35 protein-coding genes are annotated in these 25,133 nt (G+C 55.9%); 22 read left to right on the forward strand and 13 right to left on the reverse strand.

Annotation, left to right across the window (positions count from 1 at the left end):
* Positions 1–52: 52 nt before the first annotated feature.
* Positions 53–748, reverse strand: coding sequence for a DNA-3-methyladenine glycosylase I (locus AC1RO0_RS06215; protein ID WP_498592012.1), 696 nt, complete (start codon positions 746–748; stop codon positions 53–55).
* Positions 749–871: 123 nt separating this feature from the next.
* Complete coding sequence (locus tag AC1RO0_RS06220) at positions 872–2,074, reverse strand: multidrug effflux MFS transporter (protein ID WP_498592013.1); 1,203 nt, start codon at positions 2,072–2,074, stop codon at positions 872–874.
* Between the two features lie 223 nt (positions 2,075–2,297).
* On the opposite strand from AC1RO0_RS06220, the gene AC1RO0_RS06225 reads away from it, so the two are divergent.
* Entirely contained in the window at positions 2,298–2,963 is a 666-nt protein-coding gene (locus AC1RO0_RS06225; protein ID WP_498592014.1) for a TetR/AcrR family transcriptional regulator, read from the forward strand.
* Between the two features lie 143 nt (positions 2,964–3,106).
* Positions 3,107–3,367: a DUF982 domain-containing protein gene (locus AC1RO0_RS06230; RefSeq protein WP_498592015.1), complete on the forward strand. Its 261-nt coding sequence runs from the start codon at positions 3,107–3,109 to the stop codon at positions 3,365–3,367.
* A 300-nt stretch (positions 3,368–3,667) separates the two neighbouring features.
* Here the strand turns inward: AC1RO0_RS06230 and AC1RO0_RS06235 are convergent, their stop codons facing one another.
* Entirely contained in the window at positions 3,668–3,922 is a 255-nt protein-coding gene (locus tag AC1RO0_RS06235; RefSeq protein ID WP_498592016.1) for a hypothetical protein, read from the reverse strand.
* Between the two features lie 211 nt (positions 3,923–4,133).
* Between AC1RO0_RS06235 and AC1RO0_RS06240 the strand changes: the two genes are divergently transcribed.
* The 3 genes from AC1RO0_RS06240 to AC1RO0_RS06250 all read left to right on the forward strand — a co-directional run bounded on the left by AC1RO0_RS06240 (position 4,134) and on the right by AC1RO0_RS06250 (position 7,137).
* Positions 4,134–4,376: a hypothetical protein gene (locus AC1RO0_RS06240; RefSeq protein ID WP_498592017.1), complete on the forward strand. Its 243-nt coding sequence runs from the start codon at positions 4,134–4,136 to the stop codon at positions 4,374–4,376.
* 423 nt (positions 4,377–4,799) lie between these two features.
* Positions 4,800–5,888: a porin gene (locus AC1RO0_RS06245; protein ID WP_498592018.1), complete on the forward strand. Its 1,089-nt coding sequence runs from the start codon at positions 4,800–4,802 to the stop codon at positions 5,886–5,888.
* A gap of 295 nt (positions 5,889–6,183) precedes the next feature.
* Positions 6,184–7,137 (forward strand): glycosyltransferase family 92 protein, encoded by a 954-nt coding sequence (locus tag AC1RO0_RS06250; protein WP_498592019.1) that lies wholly within the window; start codon positions 6,184–6,186, stop codon positions 7,135–7,137.
* A gap of 298 nt (positions 7,138–7,435) precedes the next feature.
* Here the strand turns inward: AC1RO0_RS06250 and AC1RO0_RS06255 are convergent, their stop codons facing one another.
* Genes AC1RO0_RS06255 through AC1RO0_RS06265 form a run of 3 tightly spaced genes read right to left on the reverse strand, consistent with a single transcriptional unit; the run spans position 7,436 to position 9,904 of the window.
* Complete coding sequence (locus AC1RO0_RS06255; protein ID WP_498592020.1) at positions 7,436–7,933, reverse strand: DUF8453 domain-containing protein; 498 nt, start codon at positions 7,931–7,933, stop codon at positions 7,436–7,438.
* A 6-nt stretch (positions 7,934–7,939) separates the two neighbouring features.
* Positions 7,940–9,181 (reverse strand): tyrosine-type recombinase/integrase, encoded by a 1,242-nt coding sequence (locus AC1RO0_RS06260; RefSeq protein WP_498592021.1) that lies wholly within the window; start codon positions 9,179–9,181, stop codon positions 7,940–7,942.
* A gap of 3 nt (positions 9,182–9,184) precedes the next feature.
* Positions 9,185–9,904, reverse strand: coding sequence for an Arc family DNA-binding protein (locus tag AC1RO0_RS06265; protein ID WP_498592022.1), 720 nt, complete (start codon positions 9,902–9,904; stop codon positions 9,185–9,187).
* A gap of 105 nt (positions 9,905–10,009) precedes the next feature.
* On the opposite strand from AC1RO0_RS06265, the gene AC1RO0_RS06270 reads away from it, so the two are divergent.
* The 5 genes from AC1RO0_RS06270 to AC1RO0_RS06290 all read left to right on the forward strand — a co-directional run bounded on the left by AC1RO0_RS06270 (position 10,010) and on the right by AC1RO0_RS06290 (position 11,950).
* Positions 10,010–10,195, forward strand: coding sequence for a DNA-binding protein (locus tag AC1RO0_RS06270; RefSeq protein ID WP_498592023.1), 186 nt, complete (start codon positions 10,010–10,012; stop codon positions 10,193–10,195).
* On the forward strand, positions 10,192–10,380 hold the full coding sequence (locus tag AC1RO0_RS06275) for a hypothetical protein (RefSeq protein ID WP_498592024.1): 189 nt from the start codon (positions 10,192–10,194) through the stop codon (positions 10,378–10,380). Before AC1RO0_RS06270 ends, AC1RO0_RS06275 begins: the two co-directional genes overlap by 4 nt.
* A 528-nt stretch (positions 10,381–10,908) precedes the next feature.
* Positions 10,909–11,358, forward strand: coding sequence for a hypothetical protein (locus AC1RO0_RS06280; RefSeq protein WP_498592025.1), 450 nt, complete (start codon positions 10,909–10,911; stop codon positions 11,356–11,358).
* The gene (locus AC1RO0_RS06285) at positions 11,355–11,630 is read left to right on the forward strand and encodes a DUF6074 family protein (RefSeq protein WP_498592026.1); all 276 of its coding nucleotides are present in this window, start codon (positions 11,355–11,357) and stop codon (positions 11,628–11,630) included. The genes AC1RO0_RS06280 and AC1RO0_RS06285 overlap by 4 nt, the downstream gene beginning before the upstream one ends.
* Positions 11,627–11,950 (forward strand): hypothetical protein, encoded by a 324-nt coding sequence (locus tag AC1RO0_RS06290; RefSeq protein WP_498592027.1) that lies wholly within the window; start codon positions 11,627–11,629, stop codon positions 11,948–11,950. Before AC1RO0_RS06285 ends, AC1RO0_RS06290 begins: the two co-directional genes overlap by 4 nt.
* Positions 11,951–11,983: 33 nt before the next feature.
* Here the strand turns inward: AC1RO0_RS06290 and AC1RO0_RS06295 are convergent, their stop codons facing one another.
* The gene (locus AC1RO0_RS06295) at positions 11,984–12,220 is read right to left on the reverse strand and encodes a hypothetical protein (protein ID WP_498592028.1); all 237 of its coding nucleotides are present in this window, start codon (positions 12,218–12,220) and stop codon (positions 11,984–11,986) included.
* A gap of 165 nt (positions 12,221–12,385) precedes the next feature.
* Here AC1RO0_RS06295 and AC1RO0_RS06300 point away from each other — a divergent pair, with 165 nt between their 5' ends.
* From AC1RO0_RS06300 to AC1RO0_RS06315, 4 genes are all read left to right on the forward strand, one after another.
* Positions 12,386–12,643, forward strand: a complete 258-nt coding sequence (locus tag AC1RO0_RS06300) for a hypothetical protein (RefSeq protein WP_498592029.1) — start codon at positions 12,386–12,388, stop codon at positions 12,641–12,643.
* Complete coding sequence (locus tag AC1RO0_RS06305; protein WP_498592030.1) at positions 12,640–13,221, forward strand: hypothetical protein; 582 nt, start codon at positions 12,640–12,642, stop codon at positions 13,219–13,221. The genes AC1RO0_RS06300 and AC1RO0_RS06305 overlap by 4 nt, the downstream gene beginning before the upstream one ends.
* Before the next feature lie 104 nt (positions 13,222–13,325).
* Entirely contained in the window at positions 13,326–13,760 is a 435-nt protein-coding gene (locus AC1RO0_RS06310) for a hypothetical protein (RefSeq protein ID WP_498592031.1), read from the forward strand.
* A gap of 177 nt (positions 13,761–13,937) precedes the next feature.
* Complete coding sequence (locus AC1RO0_RS06315; protein WP_498592032.1) at positions 13,938–15,485, forward strand: hypothetical protein; 1,548 nt, start codon at positions 13,938–13,940, stop codon at positions 15,483–15,485.
* 47 nt (positions 15,486–15,532) lie between these two features.
* Here the strand turns inward: AC1RO0_RS06315 and AC1RO0_RS06320 are convergent, their stop codons facing one another.
* Complete coding sequence (locus tag AC1RO0_RS06320) at positions 15,533–16,384, reverse strand: hypothetical protein (protein ID WP_498592033.1); 852 nt, start codon at positions 16,382–16,384, stop codon at positions 15,533–15,535.
* A 97-nt stretch (positions 16,385–16,481) separates the two neighbouring features.
* A complete protein-coding gene (locus tag AC1RO0_RS06325; RefSeq protein ID WP_498592034.1) occupies positions 16,482–16,637 on the reverse strand; it encodes a hypothetical protein in 156 nt (51 codons plus the stop codon).
* Between the two features lie 137 nt (positions 16,638–16,774).
* On the opposite strand from AC1RO0_RS06325, the gene AC1RO0_RS06330 reads away from it, so the two are divergent.
* Both AC1RO0_RS06330 and AC1RO0_RS06335 read left to right on the forward strand, forming a co-directional pair.
* Entirely contained in the window at positions 16,775–17,722 is a 948-nt protein-coding gene (locus tag AC1RO0_RS06330; RefSeq protein WP_498592035.1) for a hypothetical protein, read from the forward strand.
* Positions 17,723–17,852: 130 nt separating this feature from the next.
* Positions 17,853–18,482, forward strand: coding sequence for a DUF3102 domain-containing protein (locus AC1RO0_RS06335; protein WP_498592036.1), 630 nt, complete (start codon positions 17,853–17,855; stop codon positions 18,480–18,482).
* 181 nt (positions 18,483–18,663) lie between these two features.
* Here AC1RO0_RS06335 and AC1RO0_RS06340 read toward each other — a convergent pair whose 3' ends face one another.
* Positions 18,664–19,101, reverse strand: coding sequence for a hypothetical protein (locus tag AC1RO0_RS06340; protein WP_498592037.1), 438 nt, complete (start codon positions 19,099–19,101; stop codon positions 18,664–18,666).
* Between the two features lie 45 nt (positions 19,102–19,146).
* Positions 19,147–19,521 carry a hypothetical protein gene (locus tag AC1RO0_RS06345; protein ID WP_498592038.1) on the reverse strand — a complete coding sequence of 125 codons (375 nt, stop codon included), beginning with the start codon at positions 19,519–19,521 and terminating at the stop codon, positions 19,147–19,149.
* 161 nt (positions 19,522–19,682) lie between these two features.
* Between AC1RO0_RS06345 and AC1RO0_RS06350 the strand changes: the two genes are divergently transcribed.
* Complete coding sequence (locus tag AC1RO0_RS06350) at positions 19,683–20,420, forward strand: hypothetical protein (protein WP_498592039.1); 738 nt, start codon at positions 19,683–19,685, stop codon at positions 20,418–20,420.
* Between the two features lie 285 nt (positions 20,421–20,705).
* Positions 20,706–21,254 (forward strand): Panacea domain-containing protein, encoded by a 549-nt coding sequence (locus tag AC1RO0_RS06355; protein ID WP_498592040.1) that lies wholly within the window; start codon positions 20,706–20,708, stop codon positions 21,252–21,254.
* 453 nt (positions 21,255–21,707) lie between these two features.
* On the opposite strand, the gene AC1RO0_RS06360 is transcribed toward AC1RO0_RS06355, so the two are convergent.
* Positions 21,708–22,526 carry a site-specific integrase gene (locus tag AC1RO0_RS06360; RefSeq protein ID WP_498592041.1) on the reverse strand — a complete coding sequence of 273 codons (819 nt, stop codon included), beginning with the start codon at positions 22,524–22,526 and terminating at the stop codon, positions 21,708–21,710.
* 232 nt (positions 22,527–22,758) lie between these two features.
* Entirely contained in the window at positions 22,759–23,277 is a 519-nt protein-coding gene (locus tag AC1RO0_RS06365) for a hypothetical protein (RefSeq protein ID WP_498592042.1), read from the reverse strand.
* Between the two features lie 326 nt (positions 23,278–23,603).
* Between AC1RO0_RS06365 and AC1RO0_RS06370 the strand changes: the two genes are divergently transcribed.
* From AC1RO0_RS06370 to AC1RO0_RS06385, 4 genes are all read left to right on the forward strand, one after another.
* The gene (locus AC1RO0_RS06370; protein ID WP_498592043.1) at positions 23,604–23,819 is read left to right on the forward strand and encodes a hypothetical protein; all 216 of its coding nucleotides are present in this window, start codon (positions 23,604–23,606) and stop codon (positions 23,817–23,819) included.
* Positions 23,820–23,991: 172 nt separating this feature from the next.
* Positions 23,992–24,432 carry a hypothetical protein gene (locus tag AC1RO0_RS06375; protein ID WP_498592044.1) on the forward strand — a complete coding sequence of 147 codons (441 nt, stop codon included), beginning with the start codon at positions 23,992–23,994 and terminating at the stop codon, positions 24,430–24,432.
* Positions 24,425–24,811, forward strand: a complete 387-nt coding sequence (locus AC1RO0_RS06380) for a hypothetical protein (protein ID WP_498592045.1) — start codon at positions 24,425–24,427, stop codon at positions 24,809–24,811. The genes AC1RO0_RS06375 and AC1RO0_RS06380 overlap by 8 nt, the downstream gene beginning before the upstream one ends.
* Complete coding sequence (locus AC1RO0_RS06385; protein ID WP_498592046.1) at positions 24,808–25,107, forward strand: hypothetical protein; 300 nt, start codon at positions 24,808–24,810, stop codon at positions 25,105–25,107. The genes AC1RO0_RS06380 and AC1RO0_RS06385 overlap by 4 nt, the downstream gene beginning before the upstream one ends.
* The last annotated feature ends 26 nt before the right edge of the window (positions 25,108–25,133 follow it).

A 25,133-nucleotide genomic window follows, 5' to 3' on the forward strand; every position in this document is an offset into this window, starting at 1 on the left:
TTTCCTCCCACTTTCGAGGCGCGATCCAATATCATTCGGCGGGGCAAATCAATCAGTCCTCCGCCTCTTCCCCCGGCATTCCGACGGAGAAGGCGCAGATGCGCGAGAGGTAGGTTTGCGGCAGGCCGGTTTCGGCGCCCCAGGCATTGAACTGGTCCTGGATCAGCCTGAAATCCTTCTTCCCCGGCTTCGTCTCCGAGATTGGCAGACCGGAGAGACGCAGGCAAACGAGCACGTCACGGCTCATAACGAAACTGTCGCGGCCGATGGCACGCAGGAAATATTGACCACTCATGCCGCCCAGCCGGTTGGCGCGCTTATCGAGCACGGCAAGCAGGCCGATATGATCCTCCACCGGCCAATCGGCAAAGAAGCGCCCGGCGCTGCCATGCTCCTCGGCAAGCTCACGGATGAAGTGCGCGTTGGCCGTGACCGACATGATCTTGGCGCCATTGCGCACCACACGCGTATCCGAGGTCAGGTCATGCCAGTAATCGTCGGGCGCGAAATTGAGGAAAACCGGATCGAAGCCGGAAAAGGCCGCTTCGAAACCCGGCCATTTGGAATCGATGACATTGCGAACGAAACCGGCATAGAAGACATAGCGCGTCATCTCCGACAGCAACCGGTCGTCCGGCATGGCGCGCAAAACGTCGTGATCCGGCGCCTTGGGCATCAGCGCCTTCAGCCCTTCAGCCCCACCCTTGCGCTTCTCCGCCCGCTCAAGAATCTCCGCGAAGCTGCCCATTAGCCTCTCTCCCTTTTGGGTTCGAAGTTCTCATGATCTTGGCCCGCTCCGCAAGATGCGAGTGCCGGAATCGAAAAGGCCGGAGCAATGCCCCGGCCTCATTCTTCTCCCTGTAAAAGCGTCCTATTCCGCGGCCGCTTCCACCACCGGCCGGCGAGCGATCGTCGCCTGCGTCAATAGCAGCGCGGCAACGGCGCAGAGCGCGATGCCGGCAACCATCGGCAGGGCGGTACCATCGAAGAACACGGCCGCAATGATCATGGCGATAGCGGCCGTGACGAATTGCAGCGTTCCCATCAGCGCCGAGGCGGTACCGGCGATTTCGCCATGATCCTCGAGTGCCAGCACCGCCGTCGTCGGGATGACCAGGCCAAGGAAGCCATAGCCAACGAAGAGGAATACGACCAGCACCGGCAATTGATTGAAACCAAGGCTCATGACGATGGCAAGCAGCGCCATCGTGGTGGCAAAGCCTGTGACGGCGATCCGCATCACCCGCACCAGGCCGAAACGCTCGCCGAGCCAGCCGGTGAGCTGCGACACGGCGAAGAAGGAGACGGCATTGACCGAGAAGGCAAAACTATATTCCGTCGGCGTCAAGCCATAATGGTCGATCAAAATGAACGGCGAATTGGCGAGATAGACCAGGAAGCTGGAGATGCCGAGGCCACCAATGAAAGTCAGCGTCAGGAAATTGCGATCACCGAGCAGTAGCCGATAGGCCGCCATGGCACTGCCCAGGCCGCTTTGCGCGCGTTCCGCCTTCGTCCGGGTCTCCTCGAGCTGCGTCGACAGCAGGACGAGACCGATGATCGCCGCGATCGTCACCGCCCAGAACACGCCGCGCCAGCCATAGAAGGCAATGACGGCGCTGCCCGTCAGCGGCGCCAGGATCGGCGAGATGCTGAACACCAGCATCAACAGCGACATCAGCCGCGCCGCCTGAACGCCGGTATGCATGTCGCGAACGATGGCGCGCGGCACCACCATGCCGGCCGCGCCGCCGATGCCCTGCAGGAAGCGGAAGGCAATCAGCGTCTCGATGTTACTGGCCGTGGCGGCGCCGACGCTTGCCACCGCAAACAGGCCGATGCCGATATAAAGCGGCACCTTGCGGCCCCACATATCCGACAGCGGCCCATAGAGAAGCTGAAAAATGGCGAAGGGAATGAAGAAGAACAGCAGGCTGAGCTGAACGACATTGTTTTCCGCCGCAAGATCCTTGCCGATCGACGGCAGAGCGGGGAGATACATGTCGATCGCAAAGGGACCGATGGCCGAAAGCAAGCCAAGGATGATCGCATAGCGAAGGAAGGACGTCGTCATGGTGATGATCTTTCAGAAAGTTTCGAGCGCGAAAGCCGGATTGCCCTCGCGCCGCATCTCCCTTGAAGGGAATTCAAATCTAGGTGGTCACCGGAACGCTACACGGCCTTGGGAGGAAAACGCGGGTTCCAAATTGCGCTTAACAGTCTCGTCCATTTTTTTGGACATAGCTGTCAAATTAGACACTATTGTCCAAATCGTCAATACGCATTATCTTCATCCCATGAACAGCCGAAACGCCGCCTTGCAGGCAAGAACTGCAAGACCCGCCCAATGCCTGAAACGCGTCCCCATCCTCGATGCCGCGGCCGACGTCTTCTGCCGCGAGGGATTTTCGGGCGCGAGCATTGACGAGATCGCGGCGCGGGCCTGCGTCTCCCGCCAGACCATTTACAATCACTACCGCGAAAAAGAGACACTGTTCATCGCCGTCGTCGCCGACGTGACCGCGCGCGCCAATACCGCCGTCTTCGCAGCACTCGCCGCCTTTCCCGACAAGCCGCAGAACCTGCGGGAAGAGCTAGTCGCCTTCGCCGTCGATCTGAACCGCAACTGCCTCTATAATCAGGACGGAAAATTCCTGCGCAAGCTCGTCCAGTCCGAAGGTCCCCGCTATCCGCACCTCTTCGAAGCATGGCGCGAGCATGGCCCCTGCAAGATCGGCACGGCAATCGGCGCCATCTTCGCCCGCCTCCACCACCAGGGCCTCCTCCGCATCCCCGACTGCGATGTCGCCGCCCGCCAGTTCACCGCGCTGATCAACGCCGACCTGCAGATGACGACACTCTTTGGCGAAACACCAACCGAGGCGAACATCGAGATATCAGCCCAACAGGGCGTGGATATGTTCCTGCGAGGCTATGGAGTTCAAGCGGAAACCGTCGCCTGAACCCTCACAGTCGTGTCCTTCGGAAAGCTATTTTAACGATGGCTTTAGTACCTTCGCCGCGCAACCAATGTCGCCTCGAAATTTACTTGTGCCCTTGCCCGGCAAGGCGCTAACGTGCGCGGCATGGGTCGGAGCTTCGAACAATGAGCAATAGACGTTGGAATTACCCCGTACTGGTGATCTGCACTCGTACTGGGACAACCTACACCGTCAGCACGACGAAAGAGGCCATGGACATGCTGCTGAATGCATGGCCGGTTGCCGAAGGCAAGGCGTTCCTGCGAGCCCTGCTCGTCTGCGCGGACGTTGAAAGCGGGCTGAGGCAACCGCTCGAAGCCCGTAGCAGCTTCATTGCCGCCGCCACGGAAGCCGGCGTTCCTATCGAGACCGTGATGGCCGATTAGGCCGGCCGGCGTCTCTTGCGCCGTGCCCATCCGACAAGCCCTTTCATTCCGATCTGATGTCCTTCAGCTAGGCTTCAGCTTATGGTGGTAGACCTTTGTCGTGCGGACGAGCTCGCCGCCCCCCAAAAAGCTCGTTCGCACTTGAGCCAGTGCCTGGCCTCCCGGCTCTGCCTTTCCTCGGAAGGCAGAGCCGATTTCTTGAGGCGAATTGCACGTTCGGCGATCATTCATCCCCCGTTCAGCCCTTTGGTTTCAGGATGAGGACGATGAAGGAGGTTCATCATGAAAATCTTTAAAACTCTACTTGCCGGAATCCTTGGCATCGGTCTGCTTATTGGCGCCGGTACCGCATCCGCCACGCCGATGATGAATATGACGAAGCCGGAGGTTCAATCGTCCGTCCAGACGGTCGACTATCGTCATCATCGCCATCATCGTAATTGGCACGGCCAACGACATCACTGGAAATCGCATCGCAGCCACCGTAGCCACTACTGGCGCGGCCATCACCGCGGCTGGCACAAGCATCACCGGCCCCATCGTCATCATCGGCATCACTACTATCGAGCCTGAAACGGCTCGCTGGGTAGTTTAATGTCGACATAAAATAGCAGCGCTCTCGCGAGCGCTGCTATTTAGAAATGTCTTGCGCGTTTATCGACGCCTGAGTTTATCAGGAGCGCGCCCTCGCAACGGCATCAGTACTATTCGAAACCCAATAAATCGGCACACCAGCGGCCCCGGTCACTCACGGGAACCGGCTCGATTGCTGGCGCAGCCTCGCCCTTCGGCAAGCCTGAAGGGTATTGCGATGGAAGCCGACTTCCGGCGGCTCGCGCGGCGTAGTGAATATCTCGCCGCGCATCAGGGAAAGATCATCAATCGACTGCTTGGCAAACTTATGGTCACCGGGAAGGTACGATCGAAAGAGGAAGTCGTTCCTGTCGTGCTCGCCTGGAAGGAGGCTGTCCTCTATTCGCGCGATTTCCGTGGGAATAGATGCGCTTGATTCTTGCAGCAATGAACCGAACCGAGCGGTCACCCTTCAAAGTTTGCGCTGCCAAATGTGGCACTCGCCGCGGGCGGAAAGCAGACGCGCCGTTGATGAAGATAGATGCACCAACAGGGAAAGCGCGAATCACCACAATGGATGTCCAAATTAAGATACATATTTCCCAACCTTTCTAGAAATATAACCAAGTTTAAATCACGAAACGATACGTTGAATATCGAGATATTTTGGCAACACATCCTTGAATCACTTAGATTATCTGAGTTGTTGCTTGATGAATATTCGAAACTCCAGAGGTTTTCACAGCTAGATATAGCGCGGAAGCCAATCAGCTTTCAGCCGGAAACCGTAAAGCTAGAACGAGGCATCGCCAGGTCGCTTCGCGATGCCCGTAGGTAGCCAAAACCAAATGGAGCCAGAATGAATATCAAGGGCCTTATGCTCAGCTCAGCAGCCGCTCTCATCGTCGCATCGCAAGCCAGTGCTGCCGATGCCGTTGTCGCGGCCGAGCCGGAGCCGCTGGAGTATGTAAAAATATGCGACGCTTTCGGCGCCGGATACTTCTTTATCCCCGGCAGTGAGACGTGCCTGAAGATCGGCGGCAAGGTTCGCACCGAAGGTGAATGGGGCAACGCCTACAATCCGAGCAGCAAAAACGGCACGCTCTGGCATACGCGTGCCGAACTGCAGCTGCAGACGGCGACCGACACCGAATACGGCCCGCTGAAAACCAACGCGGAACTGCGTTGGGACTGGAACGACGGCAATTCGACCACGACCAACCTGCTGCACGCCAGCATCAGCCTCGGCGGCTTCACCGTCGGCAAGGAAGACTCGCAGTACAACGTCTTCACCGGCTACGCCGGCGACGTCATCAACGACGACGTTGTCTATGACGGCCCGTACGAACTCAACCAGATCACCTACAACTACGACGCCGGCAACGGCTTCACGGCTGTCATCTCGCTCGAAGACACCAATTCATCCGATGACGCCAGCAGCTACGACGGCGCCTGGGTCACCTCCGAATCCAATCACTATGCTCCGAACGTCGTTGCCGGTGCCGGTTACAAGGCTGGCGCATGGTCCTTCAAGGTCGTCGGTGGTTATGACTCCATCGTCGAGGAAGGCGCTGTCAAGGCTCGCGTCGATGCCGATTTCGGTGTTTTCTCGGCCTTCGTCATGGGCGGCTACAACACCGATGGCAGCAAGCTGAACCAATATGCCGGCTCGAACAACGATGACTCAACTTGCCCAACCAACCAGGGCTACCTTTGCGGCTGGGGCGATTGGGCAGTCTGGGGCGGCGCGAGCGTTCCGATCAACGAAAAGCTGAAGTGGAACGCACAGGTTGCCTACACCGACTCGAAGATCTTTGCCGCGACCACGAACCTCAAGTTCAACCCGGTCAAGAACCTCCTGATCGAGCCGGAAGTCTCCTACACCAATTGGGATTCGGTCAACGAAAGCCAGTGGGCCGGTATCCTCCGCTTCGAACGCAGCTTTTGATCTGATCAGAATTTGACCTCCGATCAGTGACAGGAAGGTCCGGCTTCCCCTGCCGGGCCTTCTTCTGGCTAATTTTCAAGCCAGCCAAGTGGATCAACGACGCCGGATCAGCGGCGGCGATTGGCGAGGTGCGATCACCTGCGCGTGACGTCCGCCACCCGAAGTCCAATGAACTCTTCGCCCTCGGATGGCGATCATATTGACAACGCCTGCCAAACCGAGCGGGCGAGCGGATTTTCGATCTTTTGCGGCTGGATTCGGTTTCGGTTGGGCTGCTTCGACTATGGGAACATCAATGCGGTGGTTCGGACGCGGAAAGTCATCGATCAAGAAACTCGCAATACAGCCGCTGACGCCGTTTCCTGAAAGGCACGGCATCGCCATCGTGGTGTGCGTGAAGGACGAGGGAGCCTATATCGGCGAGTGGGTTCTCTTTCACCAGGCTGTCGGTGTGCGCCATTTCATCGTCTACGATAACGGCTCAACGGATGACACCTGCAGGATCTTGCGACAGACCCTCTCGCCGGACGCGCTGACAATCGTGCCCTGGGCCGGACGGATGACCTATGGTGAGGATGAGCGCTTCCTCGATTGCCAAGTGATTGCCTTCGCCCACGCAATTCTCAACTTCGGCGGCGCTTTTCGGCGGATGGCTTTCATCGACGCCGACGAATTCCTCCTCCCAAAAAAAGGCGCAACGATCGAGGAGGCGCTCGTCGCCACCCAGAATTTCCCCAACATATCCCTGCCCTGGCATATGTTCGGCACCAGCGGCCACAAGACAAAGCCGGAAGGACCCGTCCTGTTGAACTATACCAAGCGCAGCGCCGATCCGCTGAGCCGTAGAGAGCATTCTACCAATTTCAAATGCATCGTCGATCCGTGCGAGGTCGTCGAGGTCAGTATCCACCAGTTCAAGACGCGCGAATTTGGCGATCTCACCGTAAACGATAGCGGGCACCACTTCACGCGCAGAGGCCGCAAATCAGCCGCCTTCTATTCAAACCAGTTCCTGCAGCTCAACCACTATTACAGCAAGTCCGAAGAGGAAATGCGGGCAAAGATGCAGCGAGGATCGAACTTTGCCGCCTCGAGTGAGAAGCTTGAGGCGAAGATGCAAACGACGATTGCGAACATCGAGGCTGACGAGATCGAAGATCATGCCATGGCGGAATTCGTGATCCACAGCGCCATTGAGCTTACGGTTGACGATCGCAGTCAGGACCGCGCTGTGGCTCAGTCCCGGTGAGCCTCCTTGTTATACAAGGCATCCTGCCCGCAAATTCGACCATGCGGCTATAGAGCAAAGGGATCCACTGACCGAGTGCGGTCTTGCTCTCCATCCGATCATCGTTTGGAAACGATCAATCAGATTGCGGGCCTCGATCAAGGCGGGAACACCGGCCTCCATAGCCTCGATCGTAATTATGTCGGCTGCTTTGATGGTAGCGGAGGAGGGATTTGAACCCCCGACACAAGGATTATGATACCTTCTACATAGACTGAATTTCAGGCAATTTAGCCGTAGCTGTCGCATGTATGTCGCATCACGGCCGCCAGGCCGCGCCAGTGAAACTATCCGAGTCAGCGATAATTATCTCTTGCTCCTCCAGATAAACCTTCCCAAACCAACCTTCATAACGGATCCAAATCGTAACCTTAGAGAGCGGCTTCCAAAAACCATTACCACTAGAGTTTGTGAAACCAAAAGAACACGAGACCTCGGCCCCGTTTTGCAAAATCGGTATAACCGTTGTGGCTTCAAAGCATTTCAAGAACAACGCACGACGATCGGCGGTAGCCACATTTAGGGCTGCCTCCAATTTTCGTTTATCGTGAACATGCAATGTTATATTTCGCGCGGGGATACTTCCCGCATTCTGCACCGTAAGATTGTACACTATAGAAATGTTACCGCCGGAAACAGTCTTAACCATAGCGGTCACGATCGGGCGAAATGATCGCCCAAAAAAATAGATCGACTGAGACAACGCTATGAGCGAAACGAAAAGCGCCAACAAGGCAATTTTATCGGACAAAGACACTTAAGATTACCCCAACAGAGACGCCTCGGCAGCGGCCATCTCATCCGCGTGATCTAGTTTCGGAAACAGGTGCCCATAGGTGTCTGCTGTCATCGTGATTGAGGCATGTCCCATTCGTTCCTGGACCATCTTAAGCGGTAAGCCTAGACCGCCATCTTGAGGACGGTTGATCAGCCAACTCGCATAGAAATGACGCAGCGCATGCAGGCCCGTGTATTTGGCCTTCAGGATAGGTTTGCCTTCCTTGTTCTTCTCCCCAATATCGATCACAACGCCAGCGGCGATCATCGCAGGAACCAAGCCGCGGTTGATGATATTGGCATGGCTTTCGACCTTGCCGGCGCCATTGGCGAAGATCAGGTGCTCTGGTCGGGCATCCTCATAGATCGGCTTCCCCTCCCCATCTTTGCCAATGGTCGGGCGGCTGTAACCAAGCTTCCATTCCTTCAGAGCGTTCATGACGATCGGGGGGACCGGAATGCGGCGCTCACCAGCTTCTGACTTCGGCCTGCCGATCTCACCGAATTCATCTGCCCTCTGACGGACCGAAATCGCCTTTTCATCAATTTCGAGATTTACCCACCGCAAACCTCGTAGCTCTGAGGATCGCAGCCCCGTGAAAATGGCAGTGAGCAGCAGAGGACGCCAGCGGCCCGACAGAGAGGCTACGAGTGCTTTGATCTCTTCGCGGGCGGGAATATCCTCACCGACGCGCAAACGCGCCCTGTGGCGCCCCTCGTGACGCTTGTCGCCTTTCCGCCTCACACGCATTTCTCTCACAGGATTGCGCATCGCAAGGCCCCTCTCCTGCGCATCGGCCAAGATGCTACCAAGCGAACCCAGAACCTTCTTCACCATCGCTGGTGATCGGCCCTCTTCCCGCAATCGATCCTCAAAGTCACGCACCGCTGGCACATTCAGTTTTGAAAGAAGTGTCTGCCCGATAATCGGATTGATGTGAAACTTCAAATGGCGCTTGCGCTGGTTGATGCTGGAAAGCTCGAGCCCAGCGGCATCCCCCGACTTGATCCAGAACTGACCGGCCTTCTCGACCGTGACGCTGGCTGAATCGGCAACATGGACGCCCTCCCTCACCTCGACCGTAGCAGTAGCGGCGAACTGATCGGCGTCCTTCTTCTTCGTAAAAGTCTTCAGATGGCGCTTGCCCTGCTGGTCGGTATAGTCGACGACCCAGGCGGACCTTTCTTCGCCCTTCGGCGTGGTCCATGTGCGCTTGCGGACTGACATGGGTTATTCCTCTCGTCCGAACGGGTCGGAGCCGTCAGCGGGCGGTTCTTCGCGTGCATCCCTCAGCCGCTCTCTCTCGAATATCGATAGTTTTTCTTCCTCAATCCATCGCGTGAGTACTTTTGGATCTAAGCTCGCCAGCAATTCCGCCGCGCCCTTTGTGTCGGCCTTACGCAATTTCGCTGTCAGAAAAGCCAATATTTCTGGTGGAAGGATGTCCATGAGGTACAGATGGTCTCGACGCGGATCCGGCTTGCTCGGAAGCGGAACAGCGTACTTTTCGTAATTGCCTGTCACCTCGTACGCCGCTATTTCTTCATCGGTGCGACCCCAATGCTGATCTTGGATCTGGTCAACCTCCACCTCACTCTCGCGCAGTTGGTATGCATCCCACATTGATTGCACCGCATTGCGCGCCTCTATACCGACACCAGTTACCCGTCCAGACAGAATGCCTTTGATGGTGTCGCTAAGCTTTTCCGAAAATTCGGCAAAGCGTGGGTCTTTCCTTCCCGCGGTCAAAATAGAAAGCATCTCGGCTAGCTCAGCAAGGCGATCCTCGACGGGCCACTGCTCTGGGAATTGGAGTTCAAGTATCCTGATAATCTCATGGTTCATGCTCGTGCCTTCGCGCTCGGCGACTGCTTTGATCCGGTCTCGCAAGCCGTCCGGCATGCGAAGCACATATTTATCCTGGGGTTGAATTACGGGCTTTTTTGTCATGATGGCTACCAGCCATACTTTTCCGCTTGACGCAATACCGGCTAGTAGCCATAGTTAACGGATGGCTACTAGCCATTACGCACAGTCACTATCACGGAAGAGTCCATGACGGAAGAAAAAGAGAGTTTCGACCTCATCTGGGGCGGGGACGAGATCGCAAAGGTGATCGGCCGCTCCCGCCGGATCACGTTTCACCTGCTCGAAAAGGGTGAACTGCCCGCCCGCAAGGTTGGTGGGCGCTGGGTCGCAGAGCGCGGCAAACTCATTGCGTTCTTCATGGAGGCAGCATGACCGGCGCTGATCACCAGCACAGCGAGGCGGTCATCCAGGCCGCTCAATGGCTCGCCGATCAGAACCCAACGCCTCAGCCGATCATTCCCGAGCTGCGGAAGCGATTTCCTCTCTCAGCTCTCGAGGCTTGCGAAGCGGCGGCACTATCGACCAAATACCGTATTTCCCGGAGGGCTCACGGTTGACGATCCACCGGAACCCATATTTGACAGAGGGAGTGGAGGAGAAGTTTGTCTTCTCCAACCAAGCTAGGCGCTTCCCCGTCGTGGACGCAAGACCATATCGATGGCCGACGACCTCCGCTGCGGCCGGCGAGTTGATTGAGGATTGGCGTGCTAACGCCGGCCTCGCGCTGGCCGATTACAAGCTTTCGAAAGCGACGATGGGATGCATAGCCTCTCACACGTCGCGGAAGGACGGCACTTGCCCTCTATCCGACCGCGCCCTTGCTAGCCGATCCGGCCGCACAATTCCGTCGACCAAACGCGACATTGGCAGGCTCAAGAAGATGGGTTTTCTGATCGCGGAAGTCGAGGCCGACAACGGCTACAGACAGCGCCGCCGTCTGCTGAAATTGTCGGTACCCGACCGAGTAGATGGGGATCAACGTATCCCCCCGAATGACGATCAACGTATCCCGGTCGACTTAAGCATCGATTGTGGATCAACGTATGGGGGATACGTTGATCCTACTGATAAGGGAGAACGCCGCGATGACTGAGCAACTCTCTCTCCTCGATTGGAAGCCACCTGCAGAGATCCTGCCGTTTCCTTCGCATCGATCGCATGGAATGACCGCGTGTGTGGCGAGGGGTATCATGAACCTTGAGACGGCAAAGAGAACCGGCCGACTAAACAGCCTTCGCGCGCAAACACGGAAACGAATGGAGTCGCTGTTTGGTGCCGAGCGGGCTGATAAGATCGCAGATGACCTTATCCGAATGATCAAAATCCAGATCGCCTACCAGGATCTGAGAATTCCTCCTCCCAAGCAAATTGAAACATCGGTGGTGATTTTCTCTCCGAATGTGCCGCGCACATTGAACAATCCGCATGGTTACGGCGGTGGCGAAGCCATCGCTTGCGTTCCAAGGCCGCAGGCTTTGGTCGCCGAAGGCTCTGAGCAAGAAGCCGCGCGCGTGCGCGAGGGAGGCGCGGTATGAGCGTGTCGATGATCGTTTTTCCAGTGGCTAACCGCGTCGGCAAGATCCGCGACGTTGCCTCCAATATGCTCGACAAGACCACTGACCGGCACGCTGACTATTACCGCCAGCAGGTGACCGAAGTCATCCTTTCCCAGCTTGATCGCCTTGGCATTCCCGAACAGGCGCAGGACGAACAACTGCGAGCTTTCTGGCACGCGGTTCAGGACGAGATGATCCGGCAGTGCTATGCTCGAGTGGCCGGCGGGAATAATCCTCAGGGCGCCGCATGAGTGGGATGCTTTTCTCAAGCGGCGATCTGCCTTCGACCGATGGTCTCGGCCCATGGCCGATCCTGATGCGATCCGACGAGATCATCAATCTCAAGACGGCAGCCCATCGTACCGGCCGCAATGAGAAGACCCTCCGCATCTGGTGCAAGGAGTTCGGCATTGGTCGACAGGCCAAGCCAGGCGCATCGTTGGATATCTCGGCGCCGGCGCTGGAGATGGTCATTCATGGTGATGTGATAGCGCTGGAGATGCTGCGCGAAGGAAAACGCACCCACCCGCGTGTGCGCCGCTATTTCAATCACCTCGGACTTCTGGTCTGATCTATCACAAAATCGAGTAGCGACCCTAACCTCTCACCCGAAAAAGAATTGTTTGCTCGCTTGAGCCGCAACGCTAAGCGCCGCAGCCGCAGCCGCCCATCCGTTAATGTTTGCCTGTTTGTTCAACGGGTCGATGATATCCGAGAAGTCATCGTTCAGCTTTCTGTCTAGAAACGATTTCTTTTTCAATGGTATTGCTGCTGCCCATGCCCAAAGGCCGGCCGAAATTACGCCCGTCAGAAATGATCCCCATGTTAAAAGCCACATCATCACAATCTCCATCAACAATCAGAAATTTGTAATATTTCAGCCGTTAAGCAATCGTAAATTGCACTCACCAAAGAAGTCGGCACACATTGCCGCACGCTTCCAATCCTCAACCGCTGAAATCCGTGGTCTTCTGCATCTCGAAATGGAGATCAGGAGATAGCGGGAATGACCATTATTGCTAGCAGACAGCGCCGGCAGAAGGGCCCCATCGTCAACGTGATGTTGAACGGCGGCCGGGTGACCTCTGGCTTCCGCGCCGCCCTCTTTGCCGCCGCCAGCCGCGCCGGCGTGTCCGTCAACGAATTCGTGCTGACCGCTGCAGCCGAGAAGCTTCGCGCTTCCGGAAGCCAGTTCTCAGGCGTCTTCATGCCGGGTGATCTCCTCGACCTCAACGACAATCACCAGGCAGGAGATACCCTTTGACCAAGGCCGACCTTGAAACCCGGATTGCCGACGCGATCGGCGCCGATCTTTCATCGAAGCAATTTGCGGATCTCCTCGCCGAGGTTGCAAAGGCTTCCGAAGAGGCCAAGGCAGCAAGTACAAGCGCGAACGAAATCGCACTCGATCCTTCCACCCGCCCGGAAGATGTGTCCAAGGCGCGCAAGGATATGGAGGACGCGAGTTTCCGCCAGATGCGCATGGAGCGCGCCGCAGCAAAGCTGGAAGACCTGAAGGGTGCTGCCCGCCGAAAGGAAGAGGCGGCGGTTCGCAACGAACAGCGCAAGCAGGCGATCAAGACCCGCGATCAAATGGTGAAGGATCTCGCAGAATACGAGGAGCTTTCCATCAAAATCACCAATCTGCTTGTCCGGCTCGAGTATAGCAATTCCCTTGTTGGCCCTCATGAGACCGCGGAAGCGATTGCCCGCGGTGCTGATGATCGTTGGCTAGTCAATTTTGATGAATCTTTGCCGAGGTTGCTAGATCGCGTTCGCCTGCCGAAATTCCGGCGTGACGACAACTACGGTTATCTGTGGCCGAAACGGCAGCGCTATTGAGATCAATGATTGCCCCGGGTCGATTGGTAACCGTCTGGGCATGCGGCGGAGAGGCTTCATCGAAGGGTGTCTCTCCGCCACCTCAACTTTGAAAGGGACTTCGAATGATCATCTGCGACTGCTTCGCCAAGGGACACAAGGGTTGTGTTTGCGGCGCCTTCAAAGATGGCGTCTTGGTCGACAAGGCCACGGTGCGTGTCCCGCTCTTTCTGGCCGATGGTGCTACCACCCAACGAAAGGAACCGCACATGATGACCGATGCAGAAATCAGGGACATGAAGACCAGCGTCCGCGGTATGCCGCTTTCGCAGGCCAAGGATCTCCCGATCTACAACGAATTCAAAGGTCTTTTCACCGACGGAATGCCGGCGAACGAATTGCGCGCGCTCTACGATGGCGCCGTCGTGGATTTGTTTTGTTCGGCCGATGAGGTGAGCCGGGTTGAAGCGCACCGTGATCACATGATCGATGCGATGCGCAACGAGCACCAGCGGGCCGTAAACGACAACGACCCTCAGAACACGCGCACGCAGCTCTGATCGGTAGCGATAAAACGGGTCACACGTTACCGGACGCTTCCAATGCAAAGGCTTAGCCGTCTGTGGTCTTCTGTAATCAACACGAATTGCGGCTCTAACCGCTGCCCAATCGCGCCTTAGGCAAGCGCTCCTGGCCCGTCGGATGACGCGCCCGTCCCCTAGAAGGAAGCCTTTTAAATGGCAGATAGTGGCGCCATCGAGCAACTCACAATTCGAACCCTTTCGCATGTCGTCGGGCACGACGGCAGCGGCAGGGTAGGCCGAGAACCCGTCACGGATTTTGTTAAATCAAACAGGCAGATCGCCATTGGTGAGGGCCTGACCGGCGGCGGGTCTTTGTCCAGCGATGTGACGGTTGGGCTGAACTCTGCTTCGATCGCATCACTAGAATTGGCCGATGGTTCGGCACAGAAGGGGCAAAATCTTGCGGATTTGTCGAGCAAACCAACTGCTCGTTCCAACGTCTCCACACCTGGCTATGTCGCAGACCGAACAGCTCTTGCAGCCATCAATCCGGTAGCAGAGCAAAGCACCATTCTCTATGAAGATACACAAAAGGGCATATTCTATCCGAAACTGATATCTTCCTTATCCAGCGCGACTGCTGCGGCCATGGCCGTCGACCTGACGCAGCAAATCTATGTCCAGTCGACCCAAAATCCCGCCTATGTATCGATACGTCAAGGTGCGGAGCTTCGGGGATTCTGGTCAAACAGCGCCACCCCAGCCTATGTGCATCGCCTTCGCGAACGTGTGATGATCGGGGAGAGTGCAGGGTTCGACTGCTCGACAACGCCTGACACCAATACCGGGGCATCGTGGTTACATACGATCAAGCCCGGCGCCACTCATGGCATGGGCTATCTAGAGGTCCATGGCCGAGTCGTCTCGACCGGTAGCAATGGCGCTCAATTTGTTGGTGCTACTCGGATAACCGGCGCAGCGTTGGTCGAGGGCTACGGCGGTATTTTCCATGTCCGCAATGAAAGCACCAACGACCGCGATGCGTGGGGCATCTATATCGACGCGGTGCGCGGCTCAGCGACGGCCGGCAATGTGGCTGGTGTCGAACTGGATATCGCCAACTGTTCCGGAACGACCGACGCAAAATATTTGCCTTATGGGTTTGAAGGCCAGTCGACGCCGACCGCATGGTCTTATGGACTTTCCCTTGCGTCGGGGGGTGATATCACCACCAACCCAGATGCACTGCCAGTCTCACATGCTCTTGGAATCATCAATAACGGCTCGACGTTTCACACGGGCATCGTCTTCCGCAGTGATGCTCTTACGTTAGACGGCTCAGGCTATGGTGAGGCAATCGCCCTTGGGCAGAAACATAAAATTGGATGGCATCTTTCGGGCGGCGAGGCATCGTACCTAACCAGCGTTGCAACCACTCTAGCAACGGGAGTTAGGGCGCTCTTGATTGATAACGGGTTGGAATTGAGGCGAAGCGGAAATGATCAGCCATTTTTTCGGGCTTTGACGTCATCCACCGCGGTTAATTTTATCGAATTGGCGGCAAACGTCACGGGCTCGGGACCGATCATCCGCGCGGCGTCGTCTGGGGATGCAAATCAAAATATTGTTTTTCAACCCGCCGGAACAGGTGTTCTGCAGGTGACTTATGTCGCAGCTGTCACAGCCGACGTGGCCTCGAACCGTCGAGTTCGGATTCGCACAGCTGGCGAAAATATCGATCTCCTCGGCGTGCTCGTCTAACTAAAGGGGAAATCATGAAAAGCGACTTTCGCCTAAGCGTCAGAAAGTTAGCTGCGGTACTCCCAATCTTCGTAGGTCTCTGTTTCGAACCGCCCTTTGCTCACGCTGTACCTGCGGCAGAAATGTGTCCAATATCTCAAATCGAAAGATCCTTTGTACGTGATGTATCCGATGATATAGAGCATCACGTCCCCGGAATTGATTTGATTGACTTGATCAATCGTCAGGGCAGCGTCCGCAGAAAAATTAATCATCCGGACCTCGCCTGCCGGAATTGGGACATCTCTGAAAGTCGTGTCTGGATTGTTTTTTCCTCGATTCCACGTGTTTCTTACTTTGTGCCTGGTTGGATTTGTCTGAGGCAATTTGCCAACCTGAAGACGTACCGTACATCTGTAGATTTCGATACAGGCGGCCTCGCCTCCTTCGTTGGTTACGATGAACTCGCCAGCTTCAGTTCCTTCGTTGACATTGAACACGAACTGCATCGCCTTCAGGCGAGGCCTCATGGAAAGTTGATAAGTGCGCCGCGCGTAAATGACAGTGAAGAAGAGGCCCACCAATCCCAAGAAAGCAACAACAACTCCGGCCCAACTGGCCCAAGCCGCAAATTGCGCTATGGCGAGTTCGGCATCGTTGGCGGTCTTTTGATTGTTCTCTTCGCGGCGCTGACCACCCTCTTGCTCATTAAAACTCTGGATTCTTCCGGGCTCGTTGGGCGCATATCCTGGGGAACCGCCTGCTTGATATGCGTCGCTACTTTTCTCATCGGGTCCGCCTGGGTGATGATCCCGAACGTCTTCTGAGTGCGCAAAATCCACTGATGCAAGGGCAATAAATAACGAGATGATCGCGAGAGACTTTCTCGATGATCGAAAAAACTCGCGTCTACCGCGCATATCCCTCTCCATTTAGATCGAACGCATATCGTAGATCATGAGGTTATCGATGAGTCTAGCGTGCCACGCGAAACTCAGACGGACTGCTCGCCTTTAGTTAAGCGCCGCCGGCCTCCAAACCATCAAATAACATTCCGTGAAACCGAAACTCGTCACAAGGACGGTGTGCTACACCGACAACATCCGCAAGGGTATGGTCGAAACCAATGCCGGATGCGATGCGCGGCTCGTAAAGAAGATAGAGCACCATCATCGCTAACTTTTCTAGCTGCCATATCGCCTACAGCCAAACGGTCAAACGCTACCGGATGCTTCCAATAGCTCATTAGCCATAACGATTATATCGTCTCAACTCAGGAAAACGGGCGTTTGCATTGCTGAGGTGGGCCGATGACTAGCGATAACGGGAATTCTCGTGACACGAAGCTGAAGCATTTGGCGGCCATGATGGACCGCTTGTCAGCCGGCGAAACGGTCGAGAAGATCAAGGCAGGGCCGGCGCCTGAGTATCAGCCGAAGCCTCACGAACTCGAAGCGGCTAAGGCTTTCCTTGAGCGCCCCGATCCACTGCCGAAGTTCTGGATCGTTCCCCATATCGACAAGATCGCTTTCCGTCACCCTCGCCAGGAGATCGCGTTGGCCGTCGTTATGAAGGCGGTTGGGGTGACTGATCAAACCGTGTTCAATGCGCTCATCAGCCAGATCGCGAACGCCCTATCTCGCGACGATAAGGCCGACGTCGACGAGTTGAATGCGGCGGTAGCGATGGTGGCCGGCGTGAGCCCACGGGACAACCTCGAAGCCATGCTCGCCTTTCAAATGGCTGCGGTTCACGTTCTTTCTCTCCGGCATACCCGCAAGATGGTGACCGCGGAGATGCTCGCGCAGCTCGATATCCACGAGCGGATCGTCAACAAGCTTATGCGGACCTTCACGAGCCAGATGGAAGCCCTCCGGAAGCATAGGAATGGCGGAAGGTCGTTGTTGAGCATGTCCACGTCTACGATGGTGGCCAGGCGATCGTCGGGAACGTCAACCAAGGGGGGCGGGGCAGAAAGCGAAAAGGTGCGCAATTCCATGAACAAGACAATTTATCCGTATCAGCAGGCGCCGCGGTGCTCGGCCACATCGAAGCGGACAGGATGCCAATGCCAAGCGCCGGCGGAACGTGGCAAGAAGGTGTGTCGGTTCCACGGCGCAAGAGCCGGAGCGCCCAAGGGTAAGCTCAATGGTGCCTACAAGCATGGCCGTTTCACCTGCGAAAGCATCGCCGATCGCAAGGTGATTGCCGACATTGGCCGTCGACACCGTGAGTTATTGGCACTTCTCGATGAATAAATGTTTCTGATGGACTAGTAACAATCCATCTATCTGAGTTATCTATTAAGTCTGCGACCACGGATGTACTGGCGCGATGAATCGGCCGGCCTTTCGAAGTTCGGCCTTTTCTTTTTCTGGGAGCTTCCGAATGACTTCAGAGATCGAGATCGCTGTCCGAGCGATCTGCGCCGAATACGAGGTCGAAATCGTTCCTGGCAATGTTTTCCCCATGCCTGGTCAGACGCGCGCTATCGCGACGATGTGTCAAATCCTAGCCAAGTATGGCGAGGGCCATTTCCGGCTCGTCATGACGACGCTGAGTGAAACCAGGGGCAACAACGCGCTGATAGATCAAGCGAGCCTGTGGGCCGTCTCCGACCTCATACGGGCCTGCCCGGAATGGGTGGAGCAGCGAACATCGGAATGGCTGGAATGGTGGGACCGGATACCTCTCGGGCCGATTATGGCGACCATCAACCAGCTCCGCGGTTTCAGCCATCAGCGCCATGCTCTCGCCGGCGCGATCTATTATCGGCTGTGCACCTTCAGCAATGAACGGCTAGCAGCTCAAGACACGGCGAGCACGATCAAAAACAAGGTGCCAGAGGTTGGGCAAGCTCGGCGCCGCGCCGAAGCAGAGCGAGCGATCGAACTTGGCAAACGGCTGATTGCGATACGAGACGAGATCCCACACGGGCACTGGCTGCCATGGGTGGAGAAATCTGGGATGAGCTATGGCGCCGTTCAACGGTATATGAAGATGGCGAGGGCAGCATGACCGTCTATTCCCGCTCCAAGCCACTCCGCACCTGGCTGGTGTCGATCGACGATGCAGCGAAAGCCCTTGGCCTCACCGTTGCCGCCGTGCGCCGCCTGCGCGATGAAGGTTACCTCCGGCCGGCCACTGGTAGGGATTCTTCTGGGTTGGCAAATCTGATCGATAGGTATGCTGAAACCGCTTATTTCCCCCACCAGAGGGCAAACATTGCGACAACAAGGCCCAAGATGCCTGTCAGGGCATTAGCATAGCTCAGTATCGCATCGCGCTGTTCTTTCTGTTGTGCACGTAGTTGCGGACGAAGGAAAGAGCGTCCCTCGTCCGTCAAAGAGTACGTGCCAAGAACGCTTGATCGAGTCCAATATGTTGCGTCTGAATGGGCATCGTGAGGTGGCAGTGAAATTGAATGTTTGCGAGCTGTTCTTATTAGACGTTTCGTTTCAATTTCTGCAATCTCGTCATATGGCAAGCTGGTTTCGAAATCCATATCACGCAAAGCCGCTTGGCGATCTTCTCCTTTTTGGGTTGAAGCAAGCTTTGGACGAAATGCGAATTCAATTTCCTTTGCCTGTCGTCGCAGTTTCACAATCTGTCGCTGCTCTTCCAACCACAAAATCATCCTTAACCTCCTTCACCCCGCAGACGGGCGGACTGGGCATTTGTATCAAAGACAGGCTCCAATGCCCAATCGGATCGATTCGGTGATGCTCGGAAGTATCATCTGCCCCTTGTAAAGCGACAGCGTAGATCCAGATCCGTTGGGTTTGACGTTCACCGTGTAGAAGTAATGACCATTGACGAAGCCGTCGGTCGGCACGATGTCGTATTCTTTGCCGGGCGCAATTGTTTGCGCAACGAAGCGCTGTTGCTGAATGGCCTTATAGTGCTCTGCCAACGACGGAATAAGGCACATTACGGCTGCGTCAGGTGATTTCGAGCTGTGGTATTGGTCAAGCGGTGGCGCGCTACGCACTTGGGCGTCGGTTTGACAACTCGACAATAGGCAGGCGACCGCGAACAATGCGAAATAGGATTTCATCCTCCTCCCCCCTTTTTTATGCGCCTTAAGGTTGCGTCAAGGGCGACACCTCGTCAAGCGTATAAATTGCAGGGAGAAAAACGCCTATCGCTACAAATCTTCTTGCAGCCCTTTGCCGGGTTTGATTTTCTTTGAGCGAATTTCAATCAGAGGGCGATGGAATGAGTGATGGATCGAAACTTCCGGGCTATCCGACGCGAGATAGTCGGTCAGCAGCGTATGAGGTCGCAAGAACAGCCATCGATGCCGCAACCTCGATCATCCCTGGCGGAAGCTATGCTGCTGGTGCAATTATCGAACATTTCGTTGCTGCTCCTCTGCAAAAGAGACGTGACGAATGGTTTGAGCGTGTTGGTCTCGCGATACAAGACCTTCAGGAAGCAGCTAGTTCGTTCGATCCTGCCAAACTGGCCGAGAACGAAGACTTCATAACGGCGACGTTCGAAGCCACTCACTGCGCCATGAAAACGAAGAGCGAAGAAAAGCTCGAAGCGCTGAGGAACGCTGTCTTAAATATAGCCGCAGGTTTCACTTTAGATGATACGCTTCGTGGGACCTTTTTCAGTTATATCGACCGCTTTACGCCAGCTCACATCCATGTTCTCAAGATGCTCCATAATCCATCGGCATTTCCTGCAATGACGGAGAAAGCCAAAGGAATGTTGGCTGGATCTCAGATGTCGATTCTGAAGGAAGCCATCCCACCAACAATGGTATCGGGCGATGCACTCGGCAGGATACTCTCCGACTTCGAAAGAGAGGGGCTCGCACAAACCAGTGGCATGTCCGCGATGGGTACGTCAGGCACCTTTCTCGCAAAGCGCACGACGGTATCCGGTGACGCGTTTCTCGCTTTTATAGCAAGTCCATTCGCAGAGAAGACGAACGCCAGCTTGTGAGTGAAAGGTGCGTTCGTTGCGTGCGGTCGCCGCAGCGACTCTCGATCTGAGAGACGAACTTTTCATAGATGGCCTTGCACGCGCCTTGTACGAAGCGTGCTTTGTAGCGATAATCTCGGTTATCGCTTTGAATTCGTGACTGATCGCCACAGTGATGGGCGGCTAAAGAGACCACGGAACCAGCGCGCCACAGCCGCGTTGTCCTTGAAAGTTCGTGATTTGGTCACGACTTTCATATACAAAGAGATTCTAAGGCGCTCTTGGCGGAGCGTCACAGGTGGGTAAATGATAAGATTCTCCTTCGATTGGGAGAAGGCAATTGATGCAATAGAGTTCCTAGCTAGGCAGAGACCCGGCTTAACTCAATATTACATCGGGAAATTGCTCTTCTTCGCCGATCGCGAGCACATCCTAGATTACGGGCGTCCGATTACGGGCGATCGATATGTGGCTATGGAGCATGGCCCAGTTCCATCTGCTGTGCGCAATCTGTTGAACGGGGAATACCCGGACGAAGTCGCTGATCGACTTGAGGAGCGCGTGCGGATCGAAGTCGACGGGAACAAGCAGCACGTTTTCGCTCGCGGGGCCGACTATCCGTCCCGCCTTTCTGGCAGCGATCGGGAATACCTCGCCGACGCCATCAATACGTACGCGAACATGTCATTTGGAGAGCTGCGGGAAGCTTCCCATGAAGACCCGGCTTGGGTTGAAGCATGGGAGCGTCTGGGTACCGCAGCGAACGAAATGAAAGTGGAGCTATGGCTTGACCAGCTCGAAGATCCTGAGATTGCAAAGTCGCAGATGATCGAGAACTCGCGGTGCGTTGCCTAAAAAATGCAGAAGTGGGACGTTGTTCGGATATTCTGCCCGTTCCTACCTAATCCGCACGATAAGTATTGCGTGTGCATATGCCCGATAGACAACCGCTTCTATTTCATAAACAGCGAGCCCCCGCAGTTCCGAAAGGCGAGAGATGTCGCCGTCTCTATCGAGAGCTGGGAAGTGCACTTCCTCAATCATACTTCGTATGTCGATACGACAAACTTGCTGAAAATCGAGGCATCTCTCGTCCAAGGCGCTTGGGCTCAAGAGGACAGACAATGCGGTAGCATTGCTCCGTTTCTCCGGGACCGGATCAGGGAAGGCGCACAGTCTCATAACGTCCTTGAAGACGATGATTTGGCTCTCGTTCTGAGTTAGGCGGCACACCCGTTCGGAACTCAAACGGTGGCGCTTCTACGCCTGTCTGGGAGGTGTCTCTCGGCGAAGATCAAAGTGACCGAATCATAAGAAACCGTCTCCCGCATGGTCCTTAAACCGATCGGCGCGACGAACGTAAGTTTCCACTGTCCGCGGATCGCGATGCCTGGTCACTTCCATGACGCGGCTGATTGAGGCACGGTTCTCTGCGGCCGAGGTAACGAAGCCGGCGCGCAGCGAGTGGCCGGAAAGCTTCTCCACATCGAGGCCGGCCGCGTCGGCATACTTCTTCAAGATCAGCGCCACGGACTGGGCCGACAATGGCTCGTCCGTCAGGTGGTCGCCACGGTTGATACGGCGGAAGATCGGGCCAGCGAGTATCCCTGCAGCCTCAAGCCACTCCCTGAGCCTGTCCGCCGGCCGGAGCGCCTTGCCGTTCAGCACGGCCACCGACTGTCCCTTTGCCTCCTGGTCGGTCTTGGACTTCGGCAGGAACACGTCCACGCCTTTGTCGGAGAACGTCAGATCCTCAACGGTGATTGCAACGAGCTCGGAGCGGCGGAACGCGCCAGCAAAGCCCAGCAGCAGAATGGCACGGTTGCGCTTTCCCTGCAGCGTGCGAGCATCGACGTGGGCAAGGAGTGCATGGATCACGTCAACGGTCGCTGGCGCCCTCTGGTTGGGCGCCATGCCGACGGTGCGGCGGATGCCTTTCAGGATGGCAGCCACGCCGGCATTGTCGGTCGGGTTATCCATTCCTGCGCCGCGGTGGAAGAAACAAATGACAGCGAGCTTGCGGGCGATTGTGGGCACTTTCTTACCGGCGCCAGCAATGCCGAGGCGTAGTTCGCCACGGTCGCAGGCGAGGCCGGCAGGTGCGCTCGCTGCCGAGTTGCGCACCATCCCTCGAATTCCTGCCAATCGCCCCGATAGGCCCGCATGGTGTTCGCCGAGAGCGCCGCACGCCCGTAGTCGAGCGCGTCGGCGCTGAGATCAGAAGCAGCGTCTATACCCGGCTGCGGGGTCACCAACGTCAATGCGGACATACTCAGATCCTCGGTTGATATTTTGAATTATCAAATGGAAATCAAAGGGCACATGGACGCCTGATAGGTAGCGATAAGAGGCGTTCTCGTTAGATTGTCCTGAGGGCAGCAATGACGCACCATGCGCTGATACAAAAGCATAGGCTTGCCAGAATACCGACGATAGCTGAGGCGTAGAGAGTTCCATTGATCTTCCACGCGCCCTTTAACCTGCCAGGGTACTTGTCTCTCCGATAGAGCACAGCGGGATCTACCCAGTCCTCATATATCGAGTGTGCAAACTGGAAGTTCAGCCATGCTCCGAAGCCCGCCAGCAAAGTCAGAAAAATGCCGGTCAAATTCCAAGCCGCGCCATTGATGAGCCCCGACAGTTGGTCTGGCTGCACCGAATCTTTCAATCCGCTGATGGCAAATATGGCTCCGCCATGTACAGCCAACAATGACGCGATCAACCATTTTCCGTAACCGACGTGCCCACTATAGGCTTCAGCTCGCAGGCGCTCGATGCGATCATAAAATTCACGAGCGTGCAGCTTCTCGCGCTCTCGTTGATTGGCATCCGCCACATCATCGTAGAAGGGTGACATCTCGTTTGCTGGATCGCTCATTTCCCCATCCTTACACTTGGGCCGCCAGCTGCATCGAGCAGAATGTTCCTGACCCAGTCACTGACTGACGTGGCGCCGGCCGCTTGAGCCGCTGACGCTAATGCGGACAACTCATCATCGGTCATCATCACCACAAGGCGCTTATCTCTCTTCAGGTGCGATAACACCGGGGGTCTTCCCATTTCCATAACCTCTGTTTGCGTGACCAGCTCACCATACCTGCTCTAATTTATTTTGCAATAAATATGCACATAGATATTGACTGATGGATTAATCATGATAATTAATATGCACATAGAAACTATTACTCACCAACGGAGATGATCATGACAGAGAAGCCTCTTCAGGCCGCCTGCGAAGCTATGCCTATCCGCCTCTCCAGCCTCTTCACCAACCCGGCCGTCAAGGCAGCCTTCGAGCGTGCTGATCGCGATAACGGCGCTGCCCTGGTCGTGCCGGCGCCACGCTCGCCGCGCTTCATCGGTAGCGCTGGTGCCTCGCTGCAGTGGCGGCGCCAAATTGAAGCACTCGAGCTCGCCTGAGAGCCAGTCAGATCAAAACATCCAATCTGGCTCAACCCCACCCTTACGATGATGACAGGATCTCGTTGTCAGTGGGGAGGAGACGCGAATAGAGCGAGCTGTGCACAGGGCAGCCCGTCGACATTTCAGCCACCGCGCTAGCGGACAACCTCAAGTGAAACGGAGTTCTACAATGGCCGTCAAATCCAAAGATACAACCGCTGGCCAAGCTACGCCTGCGGAAAACACCCTCAGCCGCTTGGCGGAGTTATTGAAAGCTGGAGAAGTGCAGAGTGCGCTTAGCTTGATCGGGTCTACCGCACCAAGAGTGCCCGTTCCAACGGTTGGCGAAGCCATCTCGCGCGCCAGACCAACAGACGAACAAGTCGCCGATGCGATGCGCCAACTTGAGGCACCCGTCTATGATTTGAAGCTTATGGCCCGGATCGCCAGCGACTTCGCAGAGAATCTCTTCAATCGGCCCGATAGAGAAGCGGACGGCATGCTTCATTTCAAGATCAGTAAAGAGGAGCGCGAGACGGTTCTATTCGCGCTGTTCAACGTGGAAAACCGGATTTCCAGCCTGAAAAAACAGTTTCTGGCTGCTTGGGATGGGGAGAAGTGCAATGGCTAAAAACTCTGTCAGCATGTCCACGGCTTCTGCCGCGACGGGAAATACGCTTGGTCGCCTAGTGGAGCTTTTAAAAGTGGGAGATTCTCAAGGCGCCCTCGATCTCCTGACTGCTGAATCCCTCGGCAAGCAAAAAGTCGAGAACACGGTGTCGGTAATTACAGCGCGACCTCTAGAAGCGATTGACGACGTCGACCGCGCACTTGCCATCGTACAAACTTGCTGGCTTGCGATGACGAGCGCTTCCTACTCCTTTGAAGATGACGCGGCGGCAGTCACCGATACGCTCTATGAGGGCATGGCGAAACTACAAAAGGCCAACGCGACATTCAGCAAACAGAACGATCGAGACATCGCTGAGGCCTGCGGGAGGAAATTATGACAAATAATCTGTCTGACCTCTTTTACGAACTCCGCGATCTTCATCAACTGACCGAGACCATTCACGATATTCTGATGGAAATGGACTATGAAGTCGGTGATGGACGCAATCAACAGCTCGACCGTGTAGCATCCCTTTGCAATATAGTGTCGGCGTCGGTCGAGCGCATGGTCGAGTTTACCAGCCGCTATGACCATCCAGAATTCATGACAAGCGATGGAGAAAACCCAGCGGCGCTTCCTGTTGCAGCACTCCGCGCGGCGAACGCCAAGATGAAGGCTGCCGCGCCGCAGTGAATTACGGTAACAACAGCGGCAATTGC

This window comes from Rhizobium sp. GW821-FHT14E12, from assembly GCF_058803745.1.